Source organism: Sulfitobacter brevis, assembly GCF_900112755.1.
Lineage (GTDB): Bacteria > Pseudomonadota > Alphaproteobacteria > Rhodobacterales > Rhodobacteraceae > Sulfitobacter > Sulfitobacter brevis.
Genome location: NZ_FOMW01000002.1, coordinates 1 through 23,234, shown reverse-complemented (window position 1 = coordinate 23,234; position 23,234 = coordinate 1). Strand labels below are relative to the sequence as shown.

At 58.6% G+C, this 23,234-nt stretch carries 26 protein-coding genes and 1 pseudogene; 14 read left to right on the top strand and 13 right to left on the bottom strand.

The window, feature by feature from the left end:
- Positions 1–2: 2 nt before the first annotated feature.
- The 3 genes from BM174_RS02575 to BM174_RS02565 all read right to left on the bottom strand — a co-directional run bounded on the left by BM174_RS02575 (position 3) and on the right by BM174_RS02565 (position 2,204).
- On the bottom strand, positions 3–1,463 hold the full coding sequence (locus BM174_RS02575; protein WP_093922283.1) for a TolC family protein: 1,461 nt from the start codon (positions 1,461–1,463) through the stop codon (positions 3–5).
- Complete coding sequence (locus BM174_RS02570; protein ID WP_093922282.1) at positions 1,463–1,681, bottom strand: hypothetical protein; 219 nt, start codon at positions 1,679–1,681, stop codon at positions 1,463–1,465. The genes BM174_RS02575 and BM174_RS02570 overlap by 1 nt, the downstream gene beginning before the upstream one ends.
- A gap of 79 nt (positions 1,682–1,760) precedes the next feature.
- Positions 1,761–2,204 carry a hypothetical protein gene (locus BM174_RS02565; RefSeq protein ID WP_093922281.1) on the bottom strand — a complete coding sequence of 148 codons (444 nt, stop codon included), beginning with the start codon at positions 2,202–2,204 and terminating at the stop codon, positions 1,761–1,763.
- A gap of 307 nt (positions 2,205–2,511) precedes the next feature.
- On the opposite strand from BM174_RS02565, the gene BM174_RS02560 reads away from it, so the two are divergent.
- On the top strand, positions 2,512–3,207 hold the full coding sequence (locus tag BM174_RS02560) for a phosphatidylserine decarboxylase (RefSeq protein WP_281244833.1): 696 nt from the start codon (positions 2,512–2,514) through the stop codon (positions 3,205–3,207).
- Complete coding sequence (locus tag BM174_RS02555; RefSeq protein ID WP_093922279.1) at positions 3,204–3,941, top strand: CDP-alcohol phosphatidyltransferase family protein; 738 nt, start codon at positions 3,204–3,206, stop codon at positions 3,939–3,941. Before BM174_RS02560 ends, BM174_RS02555 begins: the two co-directional genes overlap by 4 nt.
- Before the next feature lie 76 nt (positions 3,942–4,017).
- Here the strand turns inward: BM174_RS02555 and BM174_RS02550 are convergent, their stop codons facing one another.
- The 3 genes from BM174_RS02550 to BM174_RS02540 are packed head-to-tail and all read right to left on the bottom strand — an operon-like array spanning position 4,018 to position 6,369.
- Positions 4,018–5,097, bottom strand: a complete 1,080-nt coding sequence (locus BM174_RS02550) for a methyltetrahydrofolate cobalamin methyltransferase (RefSeq protein ID WP_093922278.1) — start codon at positions 5,095–5,097, stop codon at positions 4,018–4,020.
- A 7-nt stretch (positions 5,098–5,104) separates the two neighbouring features.
- Positions 5,105–6,043: a methylenetetrahydrofolate reductase gene (locus tag BM174_RS02545; protein WP_093922277.1), complete on the bottom strand. Its 939-nt coding sequence runs from the start codon at positions 6,041–6,043 to the stop codon at positions 5,105–5,107.
- Positions 6,044–6,069: 26 nt separating this feature from the next.
- Positions 6,070–6,369 carry a virulence factor gene (locus BM174_RS02540; protein ID WP_093922276.1) on the bottom strand — a complete coding sequence of 100 codons (300 nt, stop codon included), beginning with the start codon at positions 6,367–6,369 and terminating at the stop codon, positions 6,070–6,072.
- 244 nt (positions 6,370–6,613) lie between these two features.
- Here BM174_RS02540 and BM174_RS21315 point away from each other — a divergent pair.
- The 4 genes and pseudogenes from BM174_RS21315 to BM174_RS02525 all read left to right on the top strand — a co-directional run.
- Positions 6,614–6,733, top strand: a pseudogene (locus BM174_RS21315) (Stf0 family sulfotransferase); the annotation flags it as partial.
- 13 nt (positions 6,734–6,746) lie between these two features.
- Positions 6,747–7,040, top strand: coding sequence for a Stf0 family sulfotransferase (locus BM174_RS21685; RefSeq protein WP_425442320.1), 294 nt, complete (start codon positions 6,747–6,749; stop codon positions 7,038–7,040).
- 85 nt (positions 7,041–7,125) lie between these two features.
- Positions 7,126–8,247: a Ppx/GppA phosphatase family protein gene (locus BM174_RS02530; RefSeq protein WP_093922274.1), complete on the top strand. Its 1,122-nt coding sequence runs from the start codon at positions 7,126–7,128 to the stop codon at positions 8,245–8,247.
- Positions 8,247–8,969: an RlmE family RNA methyltransferase gene (locus tag BM174_RS02525; protein ID WP_093922273.1), complete on the top strand. Its 723-nt coding sequence runs from the start codon at positions 8,247–8,249 to the stop codon at positions 8,967–8,969. Before BM174_RS02530 ends, BM174_RS02525 begins: the two co-directional genes overlap by 1 nt.
- A gap of 26 nt (positions 8,970–8,995) precedes the next feature.
- Here BM174_RS02525 and BM174_RS02520 read toward each other — a convergent pair whose 3' ends face one another.
- On the bottom strand, positions 8,996–9,202 hold the full coding sequence (locus tag BM174_RS02520; RefSeq protein WP_093922272.1) for a hypothetical protein: 207 nt from the start codon (positions 9,200–9,202) through the stop codon (positions 8,996–8,998).
- Positions 9,203–9,615: 413 nt separating this feature from the next.
- On the opposite strand from BM174_RS02520, the gene BM174_RS02515 reads away from it, so the two are divergent.
- From BM174_RS02515 to xylB, 8 genes are all read left to right on the top strand, one after another.
- On the top strand, positions 9,616–10,656 hold the full coding sequence (locus BM174_RS02515; protein ID WP_093922271.1) for a LacI family DNA-binding transcriptional regulator: 1,041 nt from the start codon (positions 9,616–9,618) through the stop codon (positions 10,654–10,656).
- Between the two features lie 17 nt (positions 10,657–10,673).
- Positions 10,674–11,969, top strand: coding sequence for a xylose isomerase (gene xylA, locus BM174_RS02510; RefSeq protein WP_093922270.1), 1,296 nt, complete (start codon positions 10,674–10,676; stop codon positions 11,967–11,969).
- 21 nt (positions 11,970–11,990) lie between these two features.
- Entirely contained in the window at positions 11,991–13,046 is a 1,056-nt protein-coding gene (locus BM174_RS02505) for a sugar phosphate isomerase/epimerase family protein (RefSeq protein WP_093922269.1), read from the top strand.
- Positions 13,046–14,182 (top strand): Gfo/Idh/MocA family protein, encoded by a 1,137-nt coding sequence (locus BM174_RS02500; RefSeq protein ID WP_093922268.1) that lies wholly within the window; start codon positions 13,046–13,048, stop codon positions 14,180–14,182. Before BM174_RS02505 ends, BM174_RS02500 begins: the two co-directional genes overlap by 1 nt.
- Positions 14,182–15,708, top strand: coding sequence for a sugar ABC transporter ATP-binding protein (locus tag BM174_RS02495; protein WP_093922267.1), 1,527 nt, complete (start codon positions 14,182–14,184; stop codon positions 15,706–15,708). The genes BM174_RS02500 and BM174_RS02495 overlap by 1 nt, the downstream gene beginning before the upstream one ends.
- 10 nt (positions 15,709–15,718) lie before the next feature.
- Positions 15,719–16,714 carry an ABC transporter permease gene (locus tag BM174_RS02490; RefSeq protein ID WP_177209395.1) on the top strand — a complete coding sequence of 332 codons (996 nt, stop codon included), beginning with the start codon at positions 15,719–15,721 and terminating at the stop codon, positions 16,712–16,714.
- Positions 16,715–16,745: 31 nt separating this feature from the next.
- A complete protein-coding gene (locus tag BM174_RS02485; RefSeq protein ID WP_093922266.1) occupies positions 16,746–17,690 on the top strand; it encodes an ABC transporter substrate-binding protein in 945 nt (314 codons plus the stop codon).
- Positions 17,691–17,758: 68 nt separating this feature from the next.
- Entirely contained in the window at positions 17,759–19,204 is a 1,446-nt protein-coding gene (xylB, locus tag BM174_RS02480) for a xylulokinase (RefSeq protein WP_093922265.1), read from the top strand.
- 17 nt (positions 19,205–19,221) lie between these two features.
- On the opposite strand, the gene BM174_RS02475 is transcribed toward xylB, so the two are convergent.
- From BM174_RS02475 to BM174_RS02455, 6 genes are all read right to left on the bottom strand, one after another.
- The gene (locus tag BM174_RS02475; RefSeq protein ID WP_093922264.1) at positions 19,222–19,959 is read right to left on the bottom strand and encodes a cytochrome c biogenesis CcdA family protein; all 738 of its coding nucleotides are present in this window, start codon (positions 19,957–19,959) and stop codon (positions 19,222–19,224) included.
- Positions 19,960–20,086: 127 nt separating this feature from the next.
- Complete coding sequence (locus BM174_RS02470; protein ID WP_093922263.1) at positions 20,087–20,599, bottom strand: TlpA family protein disulfide reductase; 513 nt, start codon at positions 20,597–20,599, stop codon at positions 20,087–20,089.
- Positions 20,596–21,192, bottom strand: a complete 597-nt coding sequence (locus BM174_RS02465; RefSeq protein ID WP_093922262.1) for a DsbE family thiol:disulfide interchange protein — start codon at positions 21,190–21,192, stop codon at positions 20,596–20,598. Before BM174_RS02465 ends, BM174_RS02470 begins: the two co-directional genes overlap by 4 nt.
- On the bottom strand, positions 21,189–21,617 hold the full coding sequence (locus tag BM174_RS02460) for a c-type cytochrome (protein WP_093922261.1): 429 nt from the start codon (positions 21,615–21,617) through the stop codon (positions 21,189–21,191). Before BM174_RS02460 ends, BM174_RS02465 begins: the two co-directional genes overlap by 4 nt.
- A 109-nt stretch (positions 21,618–21,726) precedes the next feature.
- Positions 21,727–21,858 (bottom strand): hypothetical protein, encoded by a 132-nt coding sequence (locus BM174_RS21535; protein WP_281244824.1) that lies wholly within the window; start codon positions 21,856–21,858, stop codon positions 21,727–21,729.
- Positions 21,859–21,924: 66 nt separating this feature from the next.
- Positions 21,925–22,380 (bottom strand): DUF411 domain-containing protein, encoded by a 456-nt coding sequence (locus tag BM174_RS02455; RefSeq protein ID WP_093922260.1) that lies wholly within the window; start codon positions 22,378–22,380, stop codon positions 21,925–21,927.
- Positions 22,381–23,234 lie beyond the last annotated feature (854 nt).

Sequence of the window (23,234 nt, the reverse complement as noted above, 5' to 3'; positions counted from 1 at the left end):
TTTCAGTGTCCTGCGCCGCCAGCGGCGAGTGTTGCACCTTCTCCACCGGCAGAGCCGCTGGAGGCACCGCCGCCATAGATGGCAGCAGTCATATTGGCTTGGGCCACATAGAATTCACGTTTCGCGCTTGCGGATTCCAGTTCGGCGTTGAGTTTCTCACGCACGTCGGTCAGCAGCTCGAAAGTGTTGGTGATCATGCCGTTGTAAGACAGCAGACCTTCATCCTCGACCGTGCGGCGTAGCGGCAGCACGACATCGCGGTAGTGGCGTGCGATCCGGTAGGAGGACAGGTAGCTGGCCTGAGCGCCGCGCGCTTCGGAGCGTACATTGACCGCTTTTTCCGCCAGCACGTTTGCCGCTTGCAGATAGGCCAGCTCGGCCTTGCGCATGCGGGCCTTGCCCGTGTCGTAGATCGGGATGACAAACTCGACCTCAACCTGAGGCGTAATGCCGGTCTCGATCTCGCCGTCTTCGACCTCACGCTCGGACTCAAGGCCCGCGATGATCTCCAGATCGCTGACCAGACGGGTCTGATCTGTCAACCCGAATGCCGCAGCCTGTGCTTCGAGACCCAACTTGGCGACACGCAGGTCCAGCCGGTTGCGCAGGGCTTTGGCTTCGATATTGCCAACGCCACCAGCAGATTTTGGCAGGGAGGGCAGGCTGTCTGGCACGTAATAGTCGACGTCAGATCCCCAAAGCCCCATCAACCGCGTGAGTTCTTCTTTGGCCGAAGTCGCGTTCATCCGTGCCTGTGCAAGCTGACCGGAAAGCTCGGCGTGAAACGCCTGCTCGCGCGCTTGGTTGGCTTTGTTTAGTGCGCCGGTTTCACCCAATTTACGCGCAAGTTCCGACCCTGCATCCGAGGTGGCCGTCGCTCTTTTGAGGTAGCTCACAGTCTCAAAGGCCGCGACCGCGTTAATCCACGCCTGACGGGTCTCGTTGGCGAGGGTCAGCGTGTCGTTCACCGCACTCAATTGCGCGGCGCGAAAGTTCACATCCGCCAAGGCGACGCGCTGTTTGCGGGTGGTTGCGTCAAGAATATTGGTAGCGATCATGCCCTCAAGCGCGCGGTATAGGCCGAGTTCGGCCGCACCGATCCCCAAGATACCAACCGACACAACCGGATTTTCCGGCATCGATTGCTGCCATGCTTCAACGGCCGACAGACCGACGCTGGCGTAAGACGCCTGAAGACCTTTGTTATTGAGCAGGGCGACCTGCACAGCCGTATCAGCCGACACGGTCTTACGATACACCATCGCCCGCACTTGCTTTTCCAGCGCGGCATTTTCGCCTTGGGTCTGGGCAAAGGCAGTCTTTTTGCCAATCGCGGTCGAGGTTTGGCCTGACACCACGGAGAAACCAGCCTTGGCATCGGTATAGATCTGCGGAATTTCAGTGGCGCAGGCGCTGATCACCAGCGGCAGCCCGAGAATAAAGGGTAATTTTGGAAGGGGCATCAGTGGCTCTCCGACATTTCATTCAGCATGCGCCAGTCGCGCGGCTCGGTGGGGGCACGGTAGGCATAGCCTGCCATCGGATCGCTATAGCCGGAGGGCGAGCTGACAGCCTTCTCGGCGACCGCTTTCTGGGCGGCGACCACGGGCAGGGGCGTTGGCTCATAGGTGCAGGCACCTAGGACAAGGGCAGCAGCCCCTGTGAGGATTCGGGTTTTCATGATTTTTATACCTGTTGATATTTCTTCAGTCTTACGCTGCCTCAGGCACGCAAGACACTGGCCCCTACGGGCCGGAACGTCAGATCAGGTATTGGGGAGGGCGCAGGAACGACCCCAGCTCGATCGAGCGGGTCTGGGCGTGCAGCAACATGTACTTGCCGCGCGCTTCGGGCCTGGCACCGGCTTGCAGGGTAGTTTCGAGTACGGCTGAAATGCAGATGCCATTACAGCATTTGTCAGCCGTATGGTCCTTGGCATTCTTTTGCGATTCAGGTGTGCATTCACCCGCCATCGCGTCGTCAACCATATCGACTTGCGCCATATCGCTATGGTCCATCTCGGCATGACCCGTCATCGCATGATGAGGCGAAGCCGCCCCGCTACATTGTGCGGTGATCTGGACCGTTTCATGCATGCCAGTGGCCGCATGAGACGCTGTCGAGGGGAATGACATCAGCGCAACAATAACCCCAAGGCAGGCGAGTGCCCGAAGCCATGACGATATGATCTGCGCTACTTTCATGAGGGGATAGATGTGCGATATGTATCTGCCTGTCAACGCTTCCTGCGCGGGAGGGTTCACAGGGTTTTTGTCAGGCATTAAAGTCGGAAGCCGCGCTGGCAATGTATCTGAGGTGTATTACCTATGATTTCATGGCGCAGAGACCATCGGCGGAAAAGCCGCTGCCTAAGCGTTCTGACGGGATTGTGATCAATTTCTGCGCCTCGGCGGGTGCAGGCTTGCATGGTCCCGAGATACACGGCAAGGATATGGCCGCCTCGTTTTATTGTTGCTGCCTTATGGTACAACCCGCTCTTTAGAAAGTTTCCTGATGAATATGCTCAAAATCGTTGCCGTTCCCATGCACCGTGAAGGGCGCAAATTCGTAGCGATTTTCGCTGCCATCACTGTAGTGCTCGGATTTATCTGGGAGCCACTGTTCTGGCTGGGTGTGGGTGCAACAATCTGGTGTTACTACTTCTTTCGCGATCCGGTGCGGATTATCCCGCAAACGCCGGGGCTGGTGATTTCCCCCGCGGACGGGGTCGTATCGCTGATCCAAGAAGTGATCCCGCCCGCCGAGCTTGGCCTCGGAGACGCAAGCGTGACGCGGGTGTCGGTCTTTATGAATGTGTTCAACTGCCATGTGAACCGCGCACCGGTTGCGGGCACGGTCCGCCATGTCGCCTATCATCCCGGCAAATTTCTGAATGCCTCGCTTGATAAGGCCAGCGAGTTGAACGAGCGTAATCACGTCACTATCGAGACCGATGCAGGCGTCAAGGTCGGGGTGGTCCAGATCGCCGGTCTGGTGGCGCGGCGGATTGTGTGTTTTGTGAAAGAAGGGGACCGGATCGAGGCTGGCCACCGCTTTGGGCTAATCCGCTTTGGCAGCCGCCTTGACGTATATCTGCCGCACGGGATTGCTCCCGCTGTTGCCGTTGGTACCACAGCCGTCGCGGGAGAGACCATTTTGGCTGATCTGAATGCGGCGAGTACCGCTGCCGTAGGTGTTTCGGTATGAGCGAGCCCCGCGAAATTAAACTCAGGCATATCGTCCCCAGTCTGGTGACTGTCTTTGCCATCTGTGCCGGTCTCACCTCGGTTCGGATGGGCCTTGAGGGGCGGTTGGAATTTGCTCTGTCGTTTATCCTTTTGGCGGTATTTCTGGACGCGGCGGACGGAAAGCTGGCGCGGTTCCTTGATACGGCCAGCCCCTTTGGCGCAGAGCTTGATACGCTCGCCGATTTCTTCAACTTCGGCATCGCGCCGGGGATCCTGATCTACAGTTCGCTCTACCACGGCACGCCCAACGCCAATTTTGGCTGGCTCGCCGTCCTCGTGCTTGCGGTCTGCTGTGCCTTGCGGCTGGCGCGGTTCAATCTTTCCCTCGGGGAGGAGAAGGCCGCACTTAAGAAGGATAACTTCTTTGTCGGTGTGCCTGCGCCTGCGCTCGCCTGCCTTGCGCTGATGCCGGTGTTTATGCACCTCTCGGGCTGGGAGAACGCTGACTTCCCAATCCTGCGGGCATTTTACATCATCGGTGTTGGCCTGCTGGCTGTCAGCACGATCCCGACCTTCTCGATCAAGCACGCCTCAATCAAGCGCAAGCATCTGGCTGTGGTTATCTTGCTGGCGGTTCTGATGGTGATCAGCTTTATGACCTATCCTTGGCCGACACTGGTCGCGCTGAATTTGCTCTATCTCGCAACGCTGCCACTTTCCTACTTTGCGCACCGTCGTCTGACCCAAGCGTAGGCAATGCTGCAAAGCCAAAAAAGGGCCGCGTCTCAACCGAGGCGCGGCCCTTTTTTGTGTTAAAGACTTGAAGCTCTTAGCCGCGACGGCGTCCGCCTATGCGCCCAGCGCGTCCACGGCCTTCGTGACCGGCTTTTGGCGTGACCTTGTTGAACTTGATCCAGTCGGTGCCATGCGGGTCACGATCAAAGAGGAAGTTGGCAGCGCGGATCGCTTCCATCTCTTTGCCCGCACGGGGCAGGGTTGAGCCCAAGCCAAAGATCGTCACGAAAGTCTCGTCGTCGATGTCTTCGGGCAGGATAATTCCCGCAGCCATCACTTCGGCCTTCTTCTCGGCAATCTTGGTCGCGTTCACTGGCAGGCCGACAGGGTTCATAATGGCGGAGGTCATACCCGCGCCCATCGCCATCGGCAGGAAGGCGTTGTTGATACCGTGGCGGTTCGGCAGACCAAAGCTGATGTTGGAAGCGCCACAAGTGGTGTTCACCCCAAGCTCCTCGCGCAGACGCCGCACCAGCGTAAACACCTGATGTCCTGCCGTCGCCATCGCGCCGATTGGCATCACGAGCGGATCGACCACAATGTCATGCGCTGGAATGCCGAAATCAGCGGCACGCTCGACGATCTTTTTAGCCACGTTAAACCGCACGTCGGGGTCTTCGGAAATGCCTGTATCGTCGTTCGAGATCGCCACAACCGGCACATTGTATTTCTTCACCAATGGCAGAACGAGCTCTAGACGCTCTTCCTCGCCGGTGACGGAGTTTAGCAGCGGTCGCCCTTCACAGGCCTCAAGCCCGGCTTTCAGCGCGCCCGGAACCGAACTGTCGATACAGATCGGCGCATCGACAACCGATTGCACCCGTCTGATCAGTTCTGGCATCAACATCGGCTCGACAAAGTTGTTGTCGGCGTAGCGCGGGTCTTCGCCCATTTTGTTAGAGAACACCGCGCCGGAGTTCACGTCCAGAATGGTGGCACCTGCGGCAACCTGTGCGATGGCGTCCGCCTCGACCCGAGAGAAATCGCCCCGTTCCAACTCTTCCGAAAGGATCTTGCGGCCCGTAGGGTTGATCCGCTCGCCAATCACACAGAAAGGCTGGTCAAAGCCGATGATGGCGGTCTTGGTCTTGGATTCGACAATAGTGCGGGTCATGTAACAATTAATCCTTTGAGCCGGTGTTAGCAGGCTGCGCGGCAGCGCCGCCGTTTTCTTGCGCCCATGTGGCGTTGGTCTTGATCCCACCCAGCGGGAAGAAGTGCACATGGGTGATGTTAAAATCTGGGTTCTGGGCCTTATACAAGGCAAGCTCACTGATCACATCTGTCGGCTCATAAGGCAACAACAGCTTGGTTACATCCATCGCGCGTTTTTGCAGCACTTTCAGCGACGGGCCGACGCCGCAAGCAATGGCAAATTTAATCAGCGTCTGGAGCTTCGCGGGCCCTGCAATGCCAATGTGAATAGGCAGGGTGATGCCGGCGAACTTCAGGCTATCGGCCCATTCAATGATCGGCTGTGCCTCGAAAGCAAATTGCGTCGCGATGGCCATCTTGGCATCGGTACGGGTCTGGAAGTCGTTCTTCCACTTCAACGCCTCATCGACCCGCAAGCGTTTCCCGTCGGTGTCAATGTCGCGGTTGCCTTCAGGGTGGCCAGCCACATGCAAACGCTCGAAACCCGCTTCATCAAAAAGGCCGGTTTCCATCAACTGCATGGAGTCGCTGAAATCTCCAAGGGGTGCAGCAACGCCGCCCGCCAGCAACAAAGCCTGCTTCACATCCGCTTCGCCCTGATACATCGCGATCCAGTTCGCCAGTGTGGCGCGGTCCTTGATGATGCGGGCAGGAAAGTGCGGCATGACCTTGTAGCCGTCCGCATTCAAACGCTTGGCCGTGGCGACCATGTCCTCGATCAGGGTGCCCTCGATATGGGCAATGTATACCCGCGTCCCCTCAGGCAGCAAATCGCGGAAATTCTCAACCTTCTCGGCGGTGCGCGGCATGACCTCTATCGAATAGTCTTGCATAAACGCCGCGATCTCGGCGGTCGGCATCACAGGGGCAGGGGCTTGCTTGCGGCGGAAATTCAACAGAGACATGATATTATCCTTGAACATGAGGGGCGTCAGGCCCAGCCGTCGTTGTCGATAAGGGATTTGATCTTTGCGCGGTCAAATTCGGCGTCAATGCGGGCCACTTCGGCGTCGGCAATCGCGTCGTCACTGTCGCCCGCAACCTCGACCGCCGCAGCTTTGCGCCACTCCGCCAGGTATTCATCGGTGCCCGCAGCGCCGGTTTTCATCGCGGCGCGGTCAATCGCCTGCTCGAAACGTTCGGGCAATTGCCGTTTGGTGCCGCGACGGCCCTTACCGACGATCACCTGCGCCGGAATATCGCGCCAGTAAACGATTGTGACCTCAGACATTGTTGATTCCCCGTTCCCTCTACCATTCCGCCTTCTCTAAAGGATGCATCGCCCCCACCAAAGACGGTTTTCGACTTAAAGCAGGGCAGCAGCGACCAAACGCGACAGCCGCGCCAACATCCGTCCTCACTATTTGACCCAAACTATCTGCACCGAAGGCCCCCAAACCCCCTCTCAGCATAACCTGCATGGCCAACCACTATGCAAAAGCCCACCTCTGCTCTAGGCTCCAACAAACGCCCCGATGAGATCACACGCTATGCCGAGACCGACCGCCTATGTGATCTGTGCCACGCCCCGCAGCGGCAGCACCCTGCTGTGTACCCTGCTCAGGTCCACCGGAATCGCGGGTGACCCAAACTCCTACTTCCGTCCGAATGATGTCGCTGAATGGGCGCTGGAATGGGGCCTGCCATCGGCCGATCACTGCTTTGGCCCTTGCAGAAGCCGCTTGGAGCGAATGGTTCGCCGCTCAATCGATCACGCCGCTGCGCCTCACGTACTCTGCGTTAGCCGCCGACCCTCAGGGCGCGGTGGCCCGAGTCTTAACGCACCTGAATCTTGATCCAGCACGGGCCGGAGCCCTTGAACTGCGCACTGCTATTTTGCGCGATCGACAAAGCGCTGAGTGGTGTGCCCGCTATAAATCCCAGACCGGCAGTGTCGGCTAAGACGCGCTTCCGCTGGGCGTTCCCGCTTGCGTGTGCCTGCGCGTCCGATTACGCTAACGGCAACTCTATATGAAAGGCGCGAACCATGGCGCCACAGCGTCCCAAAGGTGCGGACGCGCTCGACAAGGACAAAAAGCCGAATCTGAGCCCCGCGCCAGTTCCGCCCAGATCGTCCGAACTTTACGCGGCCCTTGATCTGGGCACAAATAGTTGTCGCATGTTGATCGCGCAGCCAAAAGGCAGCGGATTCCATGTGGTTGACAGTTTTTCCAAGTCGGTCCAGCTCGGATCGGGGCTGGAAAAGACCGGGCGGTTGTCGCGCGGATCCATGGCGCGCACCCTACAGGCATTGCGCATCTGTCAGCAAAAACTGCGTCGTAACAAGGTGCGCCGGATGCGTCTGGTCGCCACCGAGGCCTGTCGCCGTGCGCTCAACGGGGCCGAGTTCATGGCCCGCATCCACCGCGAAACCGGCCTGCGGCTCGACATCATCAAACCCGAGGAAGAAGCCCAGCTTGCGGTAATCTCCTGCGCGCCATTGGTCAGCCAAAAGACCGAAAACCTGCTGGTGGTGGACATCGGCGGCGGCTCGACCGAACTGGTCTGGATCGACATCTCGAAGGTGCCCAAGGCCGATAGGGCACGGTCAATCATGCGCCTGCATTCAGGGTTCAATCAGGCAATAACGGATGTCCCTGCCGCCAAGGTGGTGGACTGGATCAGCGTGCCCTTGGGGGTGGCTACCTTGCGCGACCAATTCTCCGATGTTGAGGATGATGCCGCGCGTTTCGCGCTGATGAGTTGGTTCTTCGAGGAAAACCTCGCCGATTTCACCCCCTATCAATCGGCCCAGCCGCAGGAGCGGTTCCAGATTGTCGGCACATCCGGTACTGTTACGACAGTTGCCGCTAGCCATCTTGGCCTGAAGCGCTATGACCGCACCAAAGTAGACGGCTTGAGCATGACCAGCGCCCAGATCGACAAGGTGATCCACTCCTACCTCGCGATGGGGCCGGGCGGGCGGCGTGCCGATCCCCGGATCGGTCAGGACCGTCAGGCGCTGATCATGTCGGGGGCGGCGATCTTGCAGGCCTTGATGCGCTGCTGGCCGACAGACCGGCTCAGCGTCGCGGATCGTGGCCTGCGTGAGGGGCTGCTCTACGCACAGATGAGCGCCGATGGCGTATTGGAAGAAGGAAATTACTGATGGCCAAGATACCGGACGGCAAGAACACATCCGGACGCGGGCAACGCGACCTGAAGGTCAAAGTAAAATCGGCACGTGGCCGCAAGCTCAGCTCGACCCGTTGGTTGCAGCGCCAGTTGAATGACCCTTACGTCAAACGCGCCCGCGCCGAAGGATACCGTGGTCGCGCGGCCTATAAGATATTGGAACTGGACGATAAATATCGCTTTCTGGTGCCCGGCGCGCGGATTGTCGATTTGGGGGCAGCCCCCGGTGGCTGGTGTCAGGTCGCCGTCAAACGCAGCAACGTTCTGGGCGAACGGTCGGGCAAGGCCGTCGGCACGATCCTTGGGATCGACTTGCAGGAGATGGAGCCTATTGCCGGCTGTGAGTTGCATCAGATTGATTTTATGGAAGACGACGCTGATCTCAGGGTCAAGGAGTTGCTCGGCGGTAAGGCCGATGTGGTGATGTCGGATATGGCGGCCTCGTCTTCGGGCCACAAACAGACCGATCACAACCGGATCATGGCGCTCTGCGAAGCGGCTGCCTATTTCGCCTTTGATGTGCTGGAAGAGGGCGGCACCTTTGTCGCCAAAACTCTGGCTGGCGGCGCCGAAGGCGATTTGCAGAAACTGTTGAAACAGCGGTTCACAAAGGTCGCCAACTATAAGCCACCCGCAAGCCGTGCCGACAGTTCCGAGAAATTTGTCGTCGCAACCGGATTTCGCGGCGAAGTTTAGGCGGCGATTACCAGTATGAGATGCAGCTAGCGCTGCTGATGCAGGAGGCTTGGGCTGGCGGATGGTCGTAGCGATTGGATTGCGGCCTGCCGGAACCCATCCGTCGACGCTGCCTCGACGCGGCGCGAGGCGGCCTGTACGCGCGCTTTCGTGATATCAGCCTGTCCGGCCTGACGGATCAGTTCAAACATGCGCGCGTGGCGGCTTGCAGTCTCTAGGGGTGGGGAGTGCATGCATCTGTCCTTTTCACGGTATGATGCAGAGCGGCGTATAGGATCATTAAGCCATGAGAGCGGCGCAGATCAGGCAAAACTGCGGTGTTGAAATGCCACCTCGCGGTCGAATTATCAAGGTTGCTAGGCGACTGCGACTCAAGACATTAAAGGGGAAAACGCTATCGTTACGGGTGTGAATGCTATATTTGAACAATTTGCAGCCGTGCCGAAAGGCGCGAGGTCGCTCGATTGATGTAATGCTTTATATCTTACGTTTAACTATCTGTATTATAGCGTAAATAATATTTTATTCCGACCGTTAAAAGCCAATATATTGGCCCTCCCCATCAAAATGCTTGACGACTATCATTTTTAAGAAGTAGCCTCTCCCCATCGGCAGGAAGCATCGTTTCCCGCCACGGGGAGGAACAATGAAAAGTCCGACGCTTCATGATGTCGCGCAGTTGGCGGGGGTCAGCTACGCCACCGCAGACCGTGTGCTGAACCAGCGCGGCAATGTGGCGGCGAAGTCCGTGACCAAGGTTGAAGCTGCTGTCGCGCAACTTGGATATGTGCGCAATATCGCAGCGGCAAACCTGTCCAAAAACCGCACCTATCGGCTGGCTTTTGTCCTGCCGCACCGCAGCAATGCCTTCTTTGGCCGGATGCATGACCACCTTGATCAGGCAAAGCTGCACCTGAAGGCCGACCGCATCGCGATTGATGTGATCGAATTTAAAGCGTTTGAAATTGATGCCCTCCAAGAAACCCTTATCGGACTTGCGAAGGCGCAGTATGACGGCATTGCAATCGTCGGTCTGCAACAAGACCGGATCAAAGCGCCACTGGATGCCTTGCGCGCCGCTGGCACCAAGGTTGTCTCGCTTGTCTCCGACCTGCCAGAAAGCTGCCGGGATTATTACATCGGCATCGACAATAACAAAGCCGGGCGCACTGCCGCGCGGCTGATCGGCATGGCGCACGCGGGGGCAGCGGGGCAGGTGCTTGTCACTGCCGGTTCGCTTGATGCGCTTGACCACTTTGACCGCTTGCACGGCTTTCGTAATGTGCTGGAGCGGGATTTCCCCAATCTCATCCTCCAAGACGTCAGCGAAACCCGCGATGACCCGCGGCTGATGCGTGAAACGCTTGTGCAATCGCTGGGACAGCCGCACGGCATCACAGCGCTCTATAATGTCGGCGCGGGTAATGACGGGCTGATCGACGCGCTGCGCGTTGTCGGACGCCCCGATCGGTTCTGCTGCATCGTGCACGAACTTTCCCAACCCACGCGGCAAGCGTTGTTGGAGGGAGCCGTGGATGTCGCGATCGACCAACGCCCCGAAATCGAATTGAACCGCGCCTTGGCTGCTTTACGGGCCTTGCTGGATGGCAGGCCCCCACCGCCTTCACCGGAGCTCATTCCGGCGATCTACCTGCGCGATAATCTTCCTGATGAAACCATTCAATAATAACGGCCCAATATCCCATGACCAAATTCTTTGAAAACCTACAACCTCTGCGCTTTGACCCTGAAAGCCGCGATCTCGCGTTCCGGCACTACAATCCGGACGAGATTTTTATGGGCAAGCGGATGGAGGAGCATCTGCGCTTTGCTGTGGCCTATTGGCATTCATTTGCGTGGCCAGGCGGCGATCCGTTCGGCGGGCAAACGTTCGAGCGGCCTTGGTTTGGCGACACGATGGAGAATGCCCGCCTCAAGGCCGATGTCGCCTTCGAGATGTTCGACATTCTCAATGCGCCGTTCTTTTGCTGGCACGATGCCGATATTCGCCCCGAGGGCGATAGCTTTGCCGAAAGCCGCCGCAATTTCGAAGAGATTATTGAATATTTCCAAGCCAAGATGGAGACCCACAAGACCCGTCTGCTTTGGGGTACGGCGAATATGTTCAGCCACAAACGCTTCATGGCGGGAGCGGCGACCAACCCCGACCCTGACGTTTTCGCGTGGTCGGCAGCGACGGTAAAGCTTTGCATGGATGCGACCCATAAGCTTGGCGGGCAAAATTATGTGCTCTGGGGCGGGCGCGAGGGCTATGAGACGCTGCTCAACACTGACCTGAAGCGAGAGCGCCAGCAAGCAGGCCGCTTCTTGCAGATGGTCGTCGAGTACAAGCACAAGATTGGCTACCAAGGCGCGATCCTGGTCGAGCCGAAGCCGCAGGAGCCCTCCAAACACCAGTATGACTATGACGTGGCCACGGTTTACGGCTTTCTCAAGGAGTACGGGCTTGAGGGCGAGGTTCAGGTGAACATCGAGCAGGGCCATGCCATTCTGGCGGGCCATTCGTTCGAGCATGAACTGGCCCTTGCCGCATCACTGGGCATCCTCGGCTCCATCGACATGAACCGCAACGACTACCAATCCGGCTGGGACACTGACCAGTTTCCTAACAATGTGCCGGAAACCGCGCTGGCCTATTACGAGGTTCTCAAAGCAGGAGGCTTCAAGACCGGCGGCACCAACTTTGATGCCAAACTGCGCCGCCAATCGCTGGATCCGGTCGATCTGATCGCCGCCCATGCCGGTGCAATGGATGTCTGCGCTCGCGGGTTCAAGGCTGCAGCGACGATGCTCAACGATGGCGCTCTCGAGACGCTGCGCGACGAACGCTATGCGGGCTGGGACAGTCCGGCGGCGGTTCAGATGTTGCAGGGCGATCTGGAAACGGCAGCGGCACGGGTCGAGCGCGAGGGCATCAACCCCGAACCCCGGTCGGGTCGTCAGGAAATTCTCGAAAATATCGTAAACCGTTTTGTGTGAGACGCCTGTGGGAGGACAATTATGAAATCGATCAAGGGACCAGCGCTGTTTCTGGCGCAGTTTGCCAGCGACGAAGCCCCGTTCAACTCATGGGACAGCATCACCAAATGGGCGGCTGATTGTGGCTATAAGGGTGTGCAGGTGCCGTCATGGGACGCCCGTCTGATTGACCTCGAGAAGGCAGCAGAAAGCACCGATTACTGCGACACCTTCAAAGGCCAAGCTGCCGAGAATGGCGTAGAGGTGACCGAGCTTTCGACCCATTTGCAGGGCCAGTTGGTTGCCGTACATCCGGCCTATGACACTGCTTTTGACGGTTTCGCCGCCGAGCATGTGCGCGGCAATCCTGCGGCACGGCAGGAATGGGCCGTGGATCAGGTCAAGAAGGCGCTGACCGCGTCGAAAAACATGGGGATCGGCGCCCATGCGACCTTCTCCGGCGCGCTGGCGTGGCCCTACATCTATCCGTGGCCCCAGCGCCCCGCGGGCTTGGTGGAGACTGCCTTTGACGAGCTTGCCAAGCGCTGGCTGCCCATCCTCAACCACGCCGAGGATTGTGGCGTCGATGTTTGCTATGAGATCCATCCGGGCGAAGATCTGCATGATGGCGTCACCTATGAGATGTTTCTAGAGCGGACCGGTAACCATGACCGCGCCTGTATGCTCTATGACCCCAGCCACTACGTGCTGCAATGCCTTGATTACCTTGATAACATCGACATTTACAAAGACCGCATCCGGATGTTCCACGTCAAGGACGCCGAGTTTAATCCAACGGGTCGGCAGGGCGTTTACTCGGGCTATCAAAGCTGGACCGACCGCGCCGGACGCTTCCGCAGCTTGGGCGACGGGCAGGTCGATTTCGGGGCAATCTTCTCGAAAATGGCAGCAAATGACTTTGATGGTTGGGCTGTGGTGGAATGGGAATGCTGCCTTAAGCACCCCGAAGACGGCGCGCGCGAGGGGGCACAATTCGTCAAGGATCACATTATCCGCGTGACCGATAAAGCTTTTGACGATTTCGCCGACGGCGGCACCGACGAGGCGGCAAACCGCAAGATGCTGGGGATCAACTGATGGCCCGTCTTCGTCTTGGCATGGTAGGCGGCGGCAATGACGCCTTCATTGGCGGCGTGCACCGCATTGCAGCGCGCATTGATAATCGGTTCGATCTGGTGGCAGGCGCCTTGTCCTCCACGCCTGAAAAGTCGGCCGCCAGTGCGGAGACCTTGGGGATCGCGCGATCCTACGGCTCATTCACCGAAATGGCCAAGTCCGAGGCCGCCCGTGCGGATGGTATTGAAGCCGTGTCGATCGTCACGCCCAACCATGTACATTTCGCTGCTGCCAAGGCATTTCTCGCTGAAGGTATTCATGTGATCTGTGACAAGCCGATGACCTCGACTTTGGAGGATGCAACGGCGATGCAGCAGGCCGTTGCCGACAGTGACGCTTTATTTGTGCTGACTCATAACTACACCGGCTATCCGATGATCCGGCAGGCCCAAGCGATGGTTCATGCAGGCGAGCTTGGCGATATCCGCATCGTGCAGGCGGAGTATCCGCAGGACTGGCTGACCGCGCCGATGGAGAACGAAGGCGTCAAGCAAGCCGAGTGGCGTACCGATCCCGCACGTTCGGGCGTCGGTGGGTCGGTTGGCGATATCGGGACGCACGCGCATAATCTGGCTTGTTTTGTCAGTGGCTTGGCTGTTGAAAGCCTTGCCGCCGATTTGCAAAGCTTTGGTGCAGGCCGCAAGCTCGATGACAATGCCCATGTGATGTTGCGCTTTGCGGGCGGCGCACGGGGGATGCTGTGGTGCAGTCAGGTCGCACCGGGCAATGAAAACGGGCTCAAGCTTCGGGTTTATGGCAGCAAGGGCGGGCTGGAATGGCATCAGGAAGACCCCAATTACCTGTGGTTCACCCCGCTGGGCGAGCCTAAGCGCCTGATCACCCGAAACGGTGCCGGAGCAGGACAAGCCGCTGCTGCCGTCAGCCGCATTCCTGGCGGCCACCCCGAAGGATATCTCGAAGGGTTCGCCAATATCTACACCGAGGCCGCCGATGCCATTCGCGCTGTCCAAAACGGCACCCCGCGCGACGCCGCGATGGGGCTGTTGCCGGGCATCAGCGAAGGCATGGCTGGCATGGCCTTCATCAACGCCTGTGTCATGTCATCGTGGCAGGACGCCGCTTGGGTGACGCTCTGATGTCAGTGCCCGTGCTCGCCCTGCAAGCTGTCAGCAAAAGCTTCGGCCCTATCGAGGTGTTGCATGGCATCGATCTCGCCTTGCGTGCCGGCGAAGTGCACGCGCTGATCGGCGAGAACGGCGCGGGCAAATCGACGACGATGAAAATCCTCGCGGGCTATCAACCAGCCACCCAAGGCAGGCTGCTGCTCGACGGGGCCGAGGTGACGTTCGAGAACCTGCATGCGGGCGAGAAAGCCGGCATAGTGATGATCCATCAGGAGTTTAACCTCGCCGAGCAACTCACTGTGGAGCAAAACATTTTCCTTGGGCGAGAGCTGACGCGCGGGCCGTTTCTGAACACCTCGGAAATGCGGAAATTGACCCGCTCCTATCTGGCGCGGGTGCGCTGCACCGTCGATCCAGATGCGCCGGTTTCGACCCTTTCGAACTCAGACAAACAGTTGGTAGAGATCGCCAAGGCCCTGTCGCGCGAAGCGCGGGTCTTGATCATGGACGAACCGACCGCCGTGCTGACTGCTAACGAGACAGACGTGTTGTTCGAACAGGTGCGTATCTTGCAGCAAGAGGGCACGGCGATCCTGTTCACCTCGCACAAGCTCGACGAGGTGGCGGAAATCTCTGATCAGGTCACCATTCTGCGCGACGGGCACGTTGTGCATGCAGGGGCCACAGGCCAGATCAACGAGGACGGCATGGCCACGGCAATGGTCGGGCGCGATGTATCCGACCTCTATCCCGCCAAGCCCGGCGTGGCCGAGGATGCCGAAACAGTATTGTCTGTCAAAGGCTTGACCGTTTCGGGCCATGCACAGGACATCGATATTGACCTTAAGCGTGGTGAGATACTCGGCATCGGCGGGCTGATCGGGGCAGGCCGGACCGAAGCGATGGAGGGGCTGGCCGGATTGCGCCCCGCGCAGACCGGCGAGCTGACGCTTTTTGGCAAGTCGGAGCAGATCAACGCGCCTGCCGACGCGCAAGCGCTGGGGCTTAATTATCTGACCGAAGACCGCAAACTGCGCGGCCTGCTCCTCAATTGGCAGATGCGCGAAAACCTGACGCTGCAAACCCTGTATAAATTCGGCGGATTGATGATTGACCGCCGCGCCGAGAGCGCCGCCTTGGACACTGCAATTCGCGAATTTGACGTTCGCGCGGGCAGCCGCGATATCAAGGTCGGCAATCTGTCGGGCGGCAACCAGCAAAAACTGTTGCTGGCCAAGGTCATGCTGGCCGAACCGCGCATACTCATCGTTGATGAGCCGACCCGCGGCATCGACATCGGCACCAAACAACAAATCTATGTCTTCCTGCGCAAACTCGCGGCTGAAGGGTTCTCAATCATCGTAATCTCCTCAGAGATGCCCGAACTTATCGGACTTTCCGATCGTATCGTGGTGATGCGCTCTGGCCGGATTGCAGGCACGCTCGGCGAAGATGACATTACCGAGGACGCAATCGTGCGCCTGTCCATGGGGCTGAGCGCCACGGCTGGCACCACGCCCCCCAAGCAGATGGCATGAGGCAACCAACATGACCGATATTCCCCTGACGACACCCGCCCGCAAGATGCCCTCGATGGCCGTGCTCGGCCCGCTTTTGGCGCTGATTGTGCTGGTCGTGATCGGCGCGTTGATGAACCCGAACTTCCTCAGCGGGGCCAATATCACCAATGTGCTGGCGCGCTCGGCCTTCATCGGGATCATTGCAGTCGGCATGACATTCGTGATCACCGCAGGCGGGCTTGATCTCTCGGTCGGCTCGATGGCAGCGTTTATCGCGGGTCTGATGATCTTGGTAATGAACGCGGCTCTGCCGACCATGGGGGTGGGCGTGCCGATCATCCTGCTTGGCATGGCGGTGGCGCTGGTTGCGGGCATTCTTGCGGGGCTGCTGAACGGGTTTTTGATCACCACCTTGGGCATCGAGGCATTTATCGTCACGCTGGGGTCGATGGGTATTTACCGCAGCCTTGTCACGTGGCTGGCCGATGGTGGGACGCTGTCGCTCGATTTTTCGCTGCGGACCTTTTACCGTCCCGTTTATTTTGATGGCTTCCTTGGGATCAGCTGGCCGATTATCGTCTTTGCCCTCGTGGTTATCATTGGTGAAATCGTCATGTCGCGGTCGGTCTTCGGGCGCCATTGTGCAGCCACGGGCTCCAACGAACATGTGGCGCATTATTCCAACGTGAACGTGAACCGCACCCGGCTTTTGACCTATGCCGCTCTTGGCATGCTGGTCGGGGTCGCGACCATCATGTACGTGCCGCGCCTTGGCTCCGCATCTTCCTCCACCGGTGTGCTCTGGGAGCTGGAGGCGATTGCTGCGGTGATCATCGGGGGCACCGTCCTCAAAGGCGGGTTTGGCCGTGTCTGGGGTACCGTGATTGGTGTGCTGATCCTCAGCCTGATTGACAACATCTTAAACCTGACCGACTTCGTCTCGCCCTATCTGAACGGCGCGATCCAAGGGGTCATCATCATTCTCGCTGTAATTTTACAGCGCGAACGCAAGGCGGGCCAATAGGGCCGCTCATATCGAAAAACGGGAGAGAGAAATGAAACATACAACGACATTCGTCGCTGCCGCACTTGCGACACTGGTCGCAGGGGCCGCATGGGCCGAAACCAAGGTGATTGGCGTGTCCATTCCGGCTGCCACGCACGGCTGGGCAGGCGGGATGAACTTCCACGCCCGCGAAACCATCGAACGGCTTGAGAAAGTGTATTCTGACCTTGAGTTTGTCTTGTCGACGGCGTCCGACCCGGGCACGCAGGTCAATGACATCGAAGACATGGTCGCCACGCGCAACATCAACGCACTGGTCGTGCTGCCATTTGAATCCGATCCGCTGACCCCGCCTGTACAGGCTGTGGCCGATAGCGGCGCTTGGGTGACCGTGGTGGATCGTGGCCTCTCCGTCGCGGGGATCGAAGACCTTTATGTTGCCGGTGACAACAGTGGATTTGGCACCGTTTCAGGTGAGTTTATGGTGTCGCGGATGCCTGAGGGCGGTGATATTGTCGTGTTCCGCGGCATCCCGACGACGATCGATAACGAGCGCGTTGACGGCTTTACTGCCGCCATCGAAGGCTCCGGCATCAATGTGCTCGACATGGAGCACGGCAACTGGAACCGCGATGACAGCTTTACGGTGATGGAAGATTTCCTCTCCAAATATCCAAAGATCGACGCGGTTTGGGCTTCTGATGATGACATGGCCATCGGTGTATTGGCTGCGATTGAGGCGGCTGGCCGCGATGACGTGAAATTTGTGCTCGGCGGTGCCGGTATGAAAGAAATGATCAAGCGCACCGCCGACGGCGATGTGATGGTCCCCGCCAACGTCACCTATCCACCCTCAATGATTGCCACCGCGATTGAACTGACCGCCGTGGGCCTGACCTCGAACGCGCCAGTCTCGGGCACTTTCGTCATCGGCTCGGTATTGGTGACCAAAGACAACGCGATGGACTTTTACTATCCTGACAGCCCGTTCTAAACAGAGCTAACCGGCTTTGGCCCGCCAGTCGGTGGGCCAAAGCGCCTCTCACCAAAGAAAGCGCGCGCATGTATCTCGGACTGGATCTGGGCACCTCCGGTGTCAAAGCGTTGCTGATCGATGCCGCGCAGACCGTTGTGGCCGAAGGGCAGGCGCCGCTCGTCGTCAGCCGCCCGCAGTCGGGATGGTCAGAGCAGGATCCTGACAGCTGGATCACTGCTTGCGAAGCTGCGATTGACGCGGTGCGCCGCGCCGCACCACAGGCATTTGCGGCACTGAAGGGCATCGCGGTATCAGGGCAAATGCACGGGGCGACCTTGCTTGATGCGCAAGATCAGCCGCTGCGCCCGGCAATTTTGTGGAACGATGGCCGCTCTGTCGAGGAATGCAGGACGCTTGAGGCCCGCGCCGATTTTCGTGGCATTGGCGGCAATATCGTTATGGCCGGCTTTACGGCGCCAAAGCTGGAATGGGTACGCACTCATGAGCCGGAAGTATTCGCGAAGACCAAGAAAGTATTGCTGCCAAAGGACTACGTTGGCCTGTGGCTGACGGGGCGGCATATGTCAGAGATGTCGGACGCCGCTGGTACGCTTTGGCTCGATGTTGCGCGGCGCGACTGGTCGGACGCCCTGCTTGAGGCGACGGGCCTCACCCGCGCCCATATGCCCGAACTGGTTGAGGGTTCGGCGCAGGCAGGGATGCTTCGCAAGGAATTGGCAAGCGTATGGGGTGTCGGCGCTGTCATTGTCGCCGGCGGGGCCGGAGATAACGCGGCGACGGCTTGCGGGCTGGGCATCACCCAAGCAGGCGACGCTTTTGTGTCGCTGGGCACCTCGGGGGTGCTGTTTACAACCACAGACCGTTTTGCCGCCAACACAGAGGCCGCAGTTCACAGTTTTTGCCACGCGGTGCCTGATACCTGGCATCAGATGGGGGTGATCCTGTCGGCGGCGGACGGGTTGAACTGGCTCTCTGAAGTCGTCGGACAATCGCCGCAAGCCTTGGCAGCATTGGTGCCTGAAAAGCCCGAAGCGCCGTCGCCGGTAACTTTTCTGCCCTATCTCTCTGGCGAGCGCACGCCTCACAACGCGCCACAGGCATCGGCGGGATTTCTGGGTCTCAAACGGGAGCAGGGGTTGCCGCAACTGGCGCAATCTGTGCTCGAAGGGGTGGCCTTTGCCTTGGCCGATTGCCGTGATGCCATTGAAGGCAGTGGCGCGGAGCTGAAAACTGCATGGGTGGCGGGTGGCGGGAGCCATTCAAAAGCCTGGCTAAATATTATCGCTGCTTCCACGGGCCTGACACTTAAAGTGCCACAAAGCGGGGCGCAGGGTGCGGCCCTTGGCGCGGCCCGTCTGGCGATGGCGGCTTGCGGCGAAAGCGACGTTTTCACGACGCCCGAGCTGATGGCGGAGATCACGCCAGACCCACTACTTAGCGCAGCCTATGCTGAACGCATTAAAGGTTTCCGTAAGGCTTTTCATGCGCTTAAAGAAGTCGGGATGGGGTGAGGACAACCCGCGCAGATCTAACCGATTGCTGCCAAAAACGGAAATGTCCCTAGCAGCCAATAGGCCAGACGCGAAAGCTGTCCCGTCATGATTGCCAGCCCCATCAGCACCATCGCAATGCCAGCCCCTTTGTAAAGCCAGCGCCCCGCCGTGCCGATGCCACGGATGCGCGCGGCAATAGCATCGGTAAAAAGTGCTGCAAGCAGAAATGGCACACCAAGCCCGGCGGAATATATCGCCAGCAACCAGATGCCATCCTGCATCCCGCCCGAGGTCGAACTGAGCGTCAGGATCGCGCCAAGGATCGGCCCGATACAGGGCGTCCAGCCGAAGGCAAAGGCGAGCCCTAGCACATAGGCGCCCAGCGGACGCCCGCCGGGGATATTCAACGCGGGGCGCGTATCGCGAGACAATGCCGGAATGCGAAACAGGCCCAACATGACAAGGCCAAACAGGATAATGATCGCACCGCCCAGAAAGTTGAGCTCGGTCCGCCATGCCAGCAGTAGAGAGCCAAGCGCGCTGGCCCCGGCACCTAGTGCAATGAAGACCGTCGAAAACCCGAAGACAAAACAGACACTCAATCCCAATGCCCCAGCACGCGCACGCAACCCGACATGACGGGTGGTGCGCAGGTCAGGTTGCCCAGCAATATAGGACACATAGCCCGGCACCAAGGGGAGCACACAGGGCGACAGAAACGAGATTGCTCCGGCCAGAAACGCTGCAAGGATGCCGATGCCCGAGATATCCATCGCTATGCAGCCTTGATTAATATTGTACGAATTCTTGCGGCGCATGCACGCAATCCGGCAACCATCCGGGGCAGGTCGCGAGGGCCTGTGAGAGCCGCCGGACGGCGCGATGGGCTTACCTCAGCAATCATTCAATATAGCCCCGCAAAAACGACACCATCTCAGGATCGTCCCATTTTGCTGGCCCGACCAACCGTCCGAGTTCTTGCCCCTCGGCATTGATCAGGATCGTGGTCGGCAAGCCAACCGTGCGTAGGGCGGTGGCCGATAACATCGTTTGATCGACATACATCTTCAGATGCGTCACCCCGATCTCGTCATAAAATCGCTGGACCACGGGTGGGCCCGCCTTATCGATCGACAGCGCCACGACCTCAAATTTGTCACCGCCAAGTGCGGCTTGCAGCGCGCCCAGCGTTGGCATCTCTTCGCGGCAGGGGATGCACCATGTCGCCCAGACATTGACCAGCAGCACCTTGCCCCGCAGCGATTCCATATCCGCGCGCGTGCCGTCGTGGGTGACAAAGCGGACATTGATCACCGGTTGCGGCGTGTCATGCAAAGCAAAGCCTTGCGGCGCAGCGTTGCTGATACTTGGCCAAGCTACCAGTAGAGCAAAAGCTAATTTGCGCAGGCTCATTTCAGTGCTCCCTTGGATGCCGGCTGTTGTAGTTCGCGGATCAATGGCAAAAGTTTCTCTTGGACAATTTCGCGGGTGATCGGGCCGACGTGGCGATAGGCAATTGTCCCATTTGCCGCAATCACGTAGGTTTCGGGCACGCCGTAGACACCCCAGTCCACGCCAACACGGCCGTTTCTGTCAGCCCCGATCCGGACATAGGGATCGCCCAACTCGTCCAACCACGCGCGGGCCTGTTCGGGCGGGTCTTTGTAATTTATGCCAAAGAGTGGCACGACACTCGTGGCGCTCAACTCCATAAAGATCGGATGTTCGGCGCGACAGGGGACACACCACGAAGCAAAGACATTCACCACAGACACCTGTCCGAGCAGATCCTGCGTGGTCAATCCTTCAGCCCGCCCAAGAACCGCAGGCAGCGTGAACTGGGGCACCGGTTTGTCGAGCATGACCGACGGCAGCGCGTCATCGCCGGTAAAAAGACCCCAGCCAAACAGCCCCATCAGCGCAAAAGCAATGATCGGCACAATCGTCAAAGCGGAGATTTTTCGGCGGCGTGGCTCAGGTAGCGCCAAAGGCTCTAGCTCGTTCATTCCCGCGCCTCGATATCGCCGCGGGTGACGTCTTCTTGCACCGTACGGGCGCGGTCGGGCCATGTGCTCTTGATATAGCCAAGGATCTCCTCAATCTGCGCGTCTGTCAGCACATCGGCAAAGCCCGGCATGTTACTCTCGTAGCCACCACCAACAATCTCGGCGGTGCCGCGTTTGATGATGTCGGTCAAAATGCGATCGGCGTGATGCCACGTATGTCCTGTCTCGTCGTGCGGCGGCGCAGGCAGTTTGCCATCAGACGACCGCTCTCGCCAGTTCGGTTCTCCTTCAAGGGTTGCGCCATGGCAACTGGCGCAGTTTTCTTGGTAAAGTTCCTCACCTGTCTGCGCCAGAACCACTTGCGCAGCGACGGGGCCTGCCGCGATCGCCAAACCCAGAGCGCAAGATCTGATATACCTGATCATCTATTAACTTACCTTTACCTCAGCAGGGTGCAGCGGCGGCTCTCTCGAGATGACTGGCGATGCGTCACATGCACTCCAGCCTCACAAGGCCCCACTGCACCACATGCTCTTATTTCGTGCCGTCAGAACGGATGTACTTCACCAGTGCGATTGCTGCGAGGATCAAAACCACCACGAACAAAAGGCATATCAACGCCATCGCGACTATACCGCCGCCCATTAACTCACCATTCATCATCATACTGTATTCCTTTGTTTATTTCCGAAATGCGGTTGGGCACAGAAGTATGCCAAACTGCGATCTGTCCTATTCGACGGCATAGACCGTCGGCGCTGCGTCTTTTTCGACCGAGTAGACCTTGAAAGGTTCCTGCTTTTCGCCGCCCATTCCGGGCGAGCCGAGCGGCATGCCGGGTAGGGTGATCCCTGCTATCTGGGGTTGTTCGTCCAGCATTTTGTTCACGACATCTATGGGCACGTGACCACTGACCACATAGTCACCCAAGAAGGCGGTATGGCAGCCTTGAAATGCTTCGGATATTCCCGCGTCTTTGCTGATCTGCTCCAGGTCATGGGTCGGCTTTACGTCGACCGTAAAGCCATTTTCGCGCAGATAATCAGCGTAGTTTTCGCAGCATCCACACTGCGGGTTCTTATATAGCGTCACGGTTTCAGCGCTAAGGGGGGCGGCATTGAGACTCATTGCGAGCACCGCTGCAGCGCCTGCGCTGGCAAGGGTGGTCAGACCAAAGATCTTTTTCATCTGGGTGTTCCTATTATTCAGGTAAATTTTCTAAAGGGTATTTCGGTTTTCTTTTCGCGCGCGAGTTTGTGAAAAGTGAATTTGCCACAAATCCGGTGGCCGCGACGACGACAGGCGCAGACCTTGCGGCCCGCATGGCCGCAAAAGCGTCAGACGAAGTATTTGGGGGGCTGTGGGTCTAGAACATGTTCGATGTTGCGAAGCATTGGCACAGCGGGCAATGGCGGCATAAACATGCGAGATAACACATGCGGGGCACATGCGACGACTGGCAAAACAGCGGCAGACCCGACGCCTGCGCCGCAAGGCACAGCACATTCTGCCTCACAGACGACACCATCAGACATCTCTGATCCAACGCATCCGTCGCAGGGCAGGGCGCCTAAATCACTGGAGCTTGTCTGTGCCATCGACATTTCAACGCTTCTCGCCAGTGATCCCTTCGGCGCCACAAGGGTGCCGAGTGTCAAGGCGATGAGCAGAACAAGATGAAATGCGCGGTTCATGGCCCCGATATGGCACCTTCCAGTTGGGGGAGGTCAAGACGACGGTGAAAACGTTTATGTGATGCGCAGTGCACAGCATCGCAATCACAATGCCGGTGACGAGCACCGATGTGGTGATACACTGAGCACGGTTGAAAGATTAATAAAAAGGGCCGTCCTGTCCGTCTCCGCTGAATCGAACATTTCCGCTAATGGGCGACTTTTCCCGACCTCAACCCTCGCGCTCCGTCCTGAGACCAAGACGGCTCGCGTGCGGCTTTGATGATGTAACCGCCCTCCGGCGGCATCGATGTGCCAAGGTGGGTCTGCAATGATCCACAAAAAGGAGAGCGGTCATGTCGGATATTA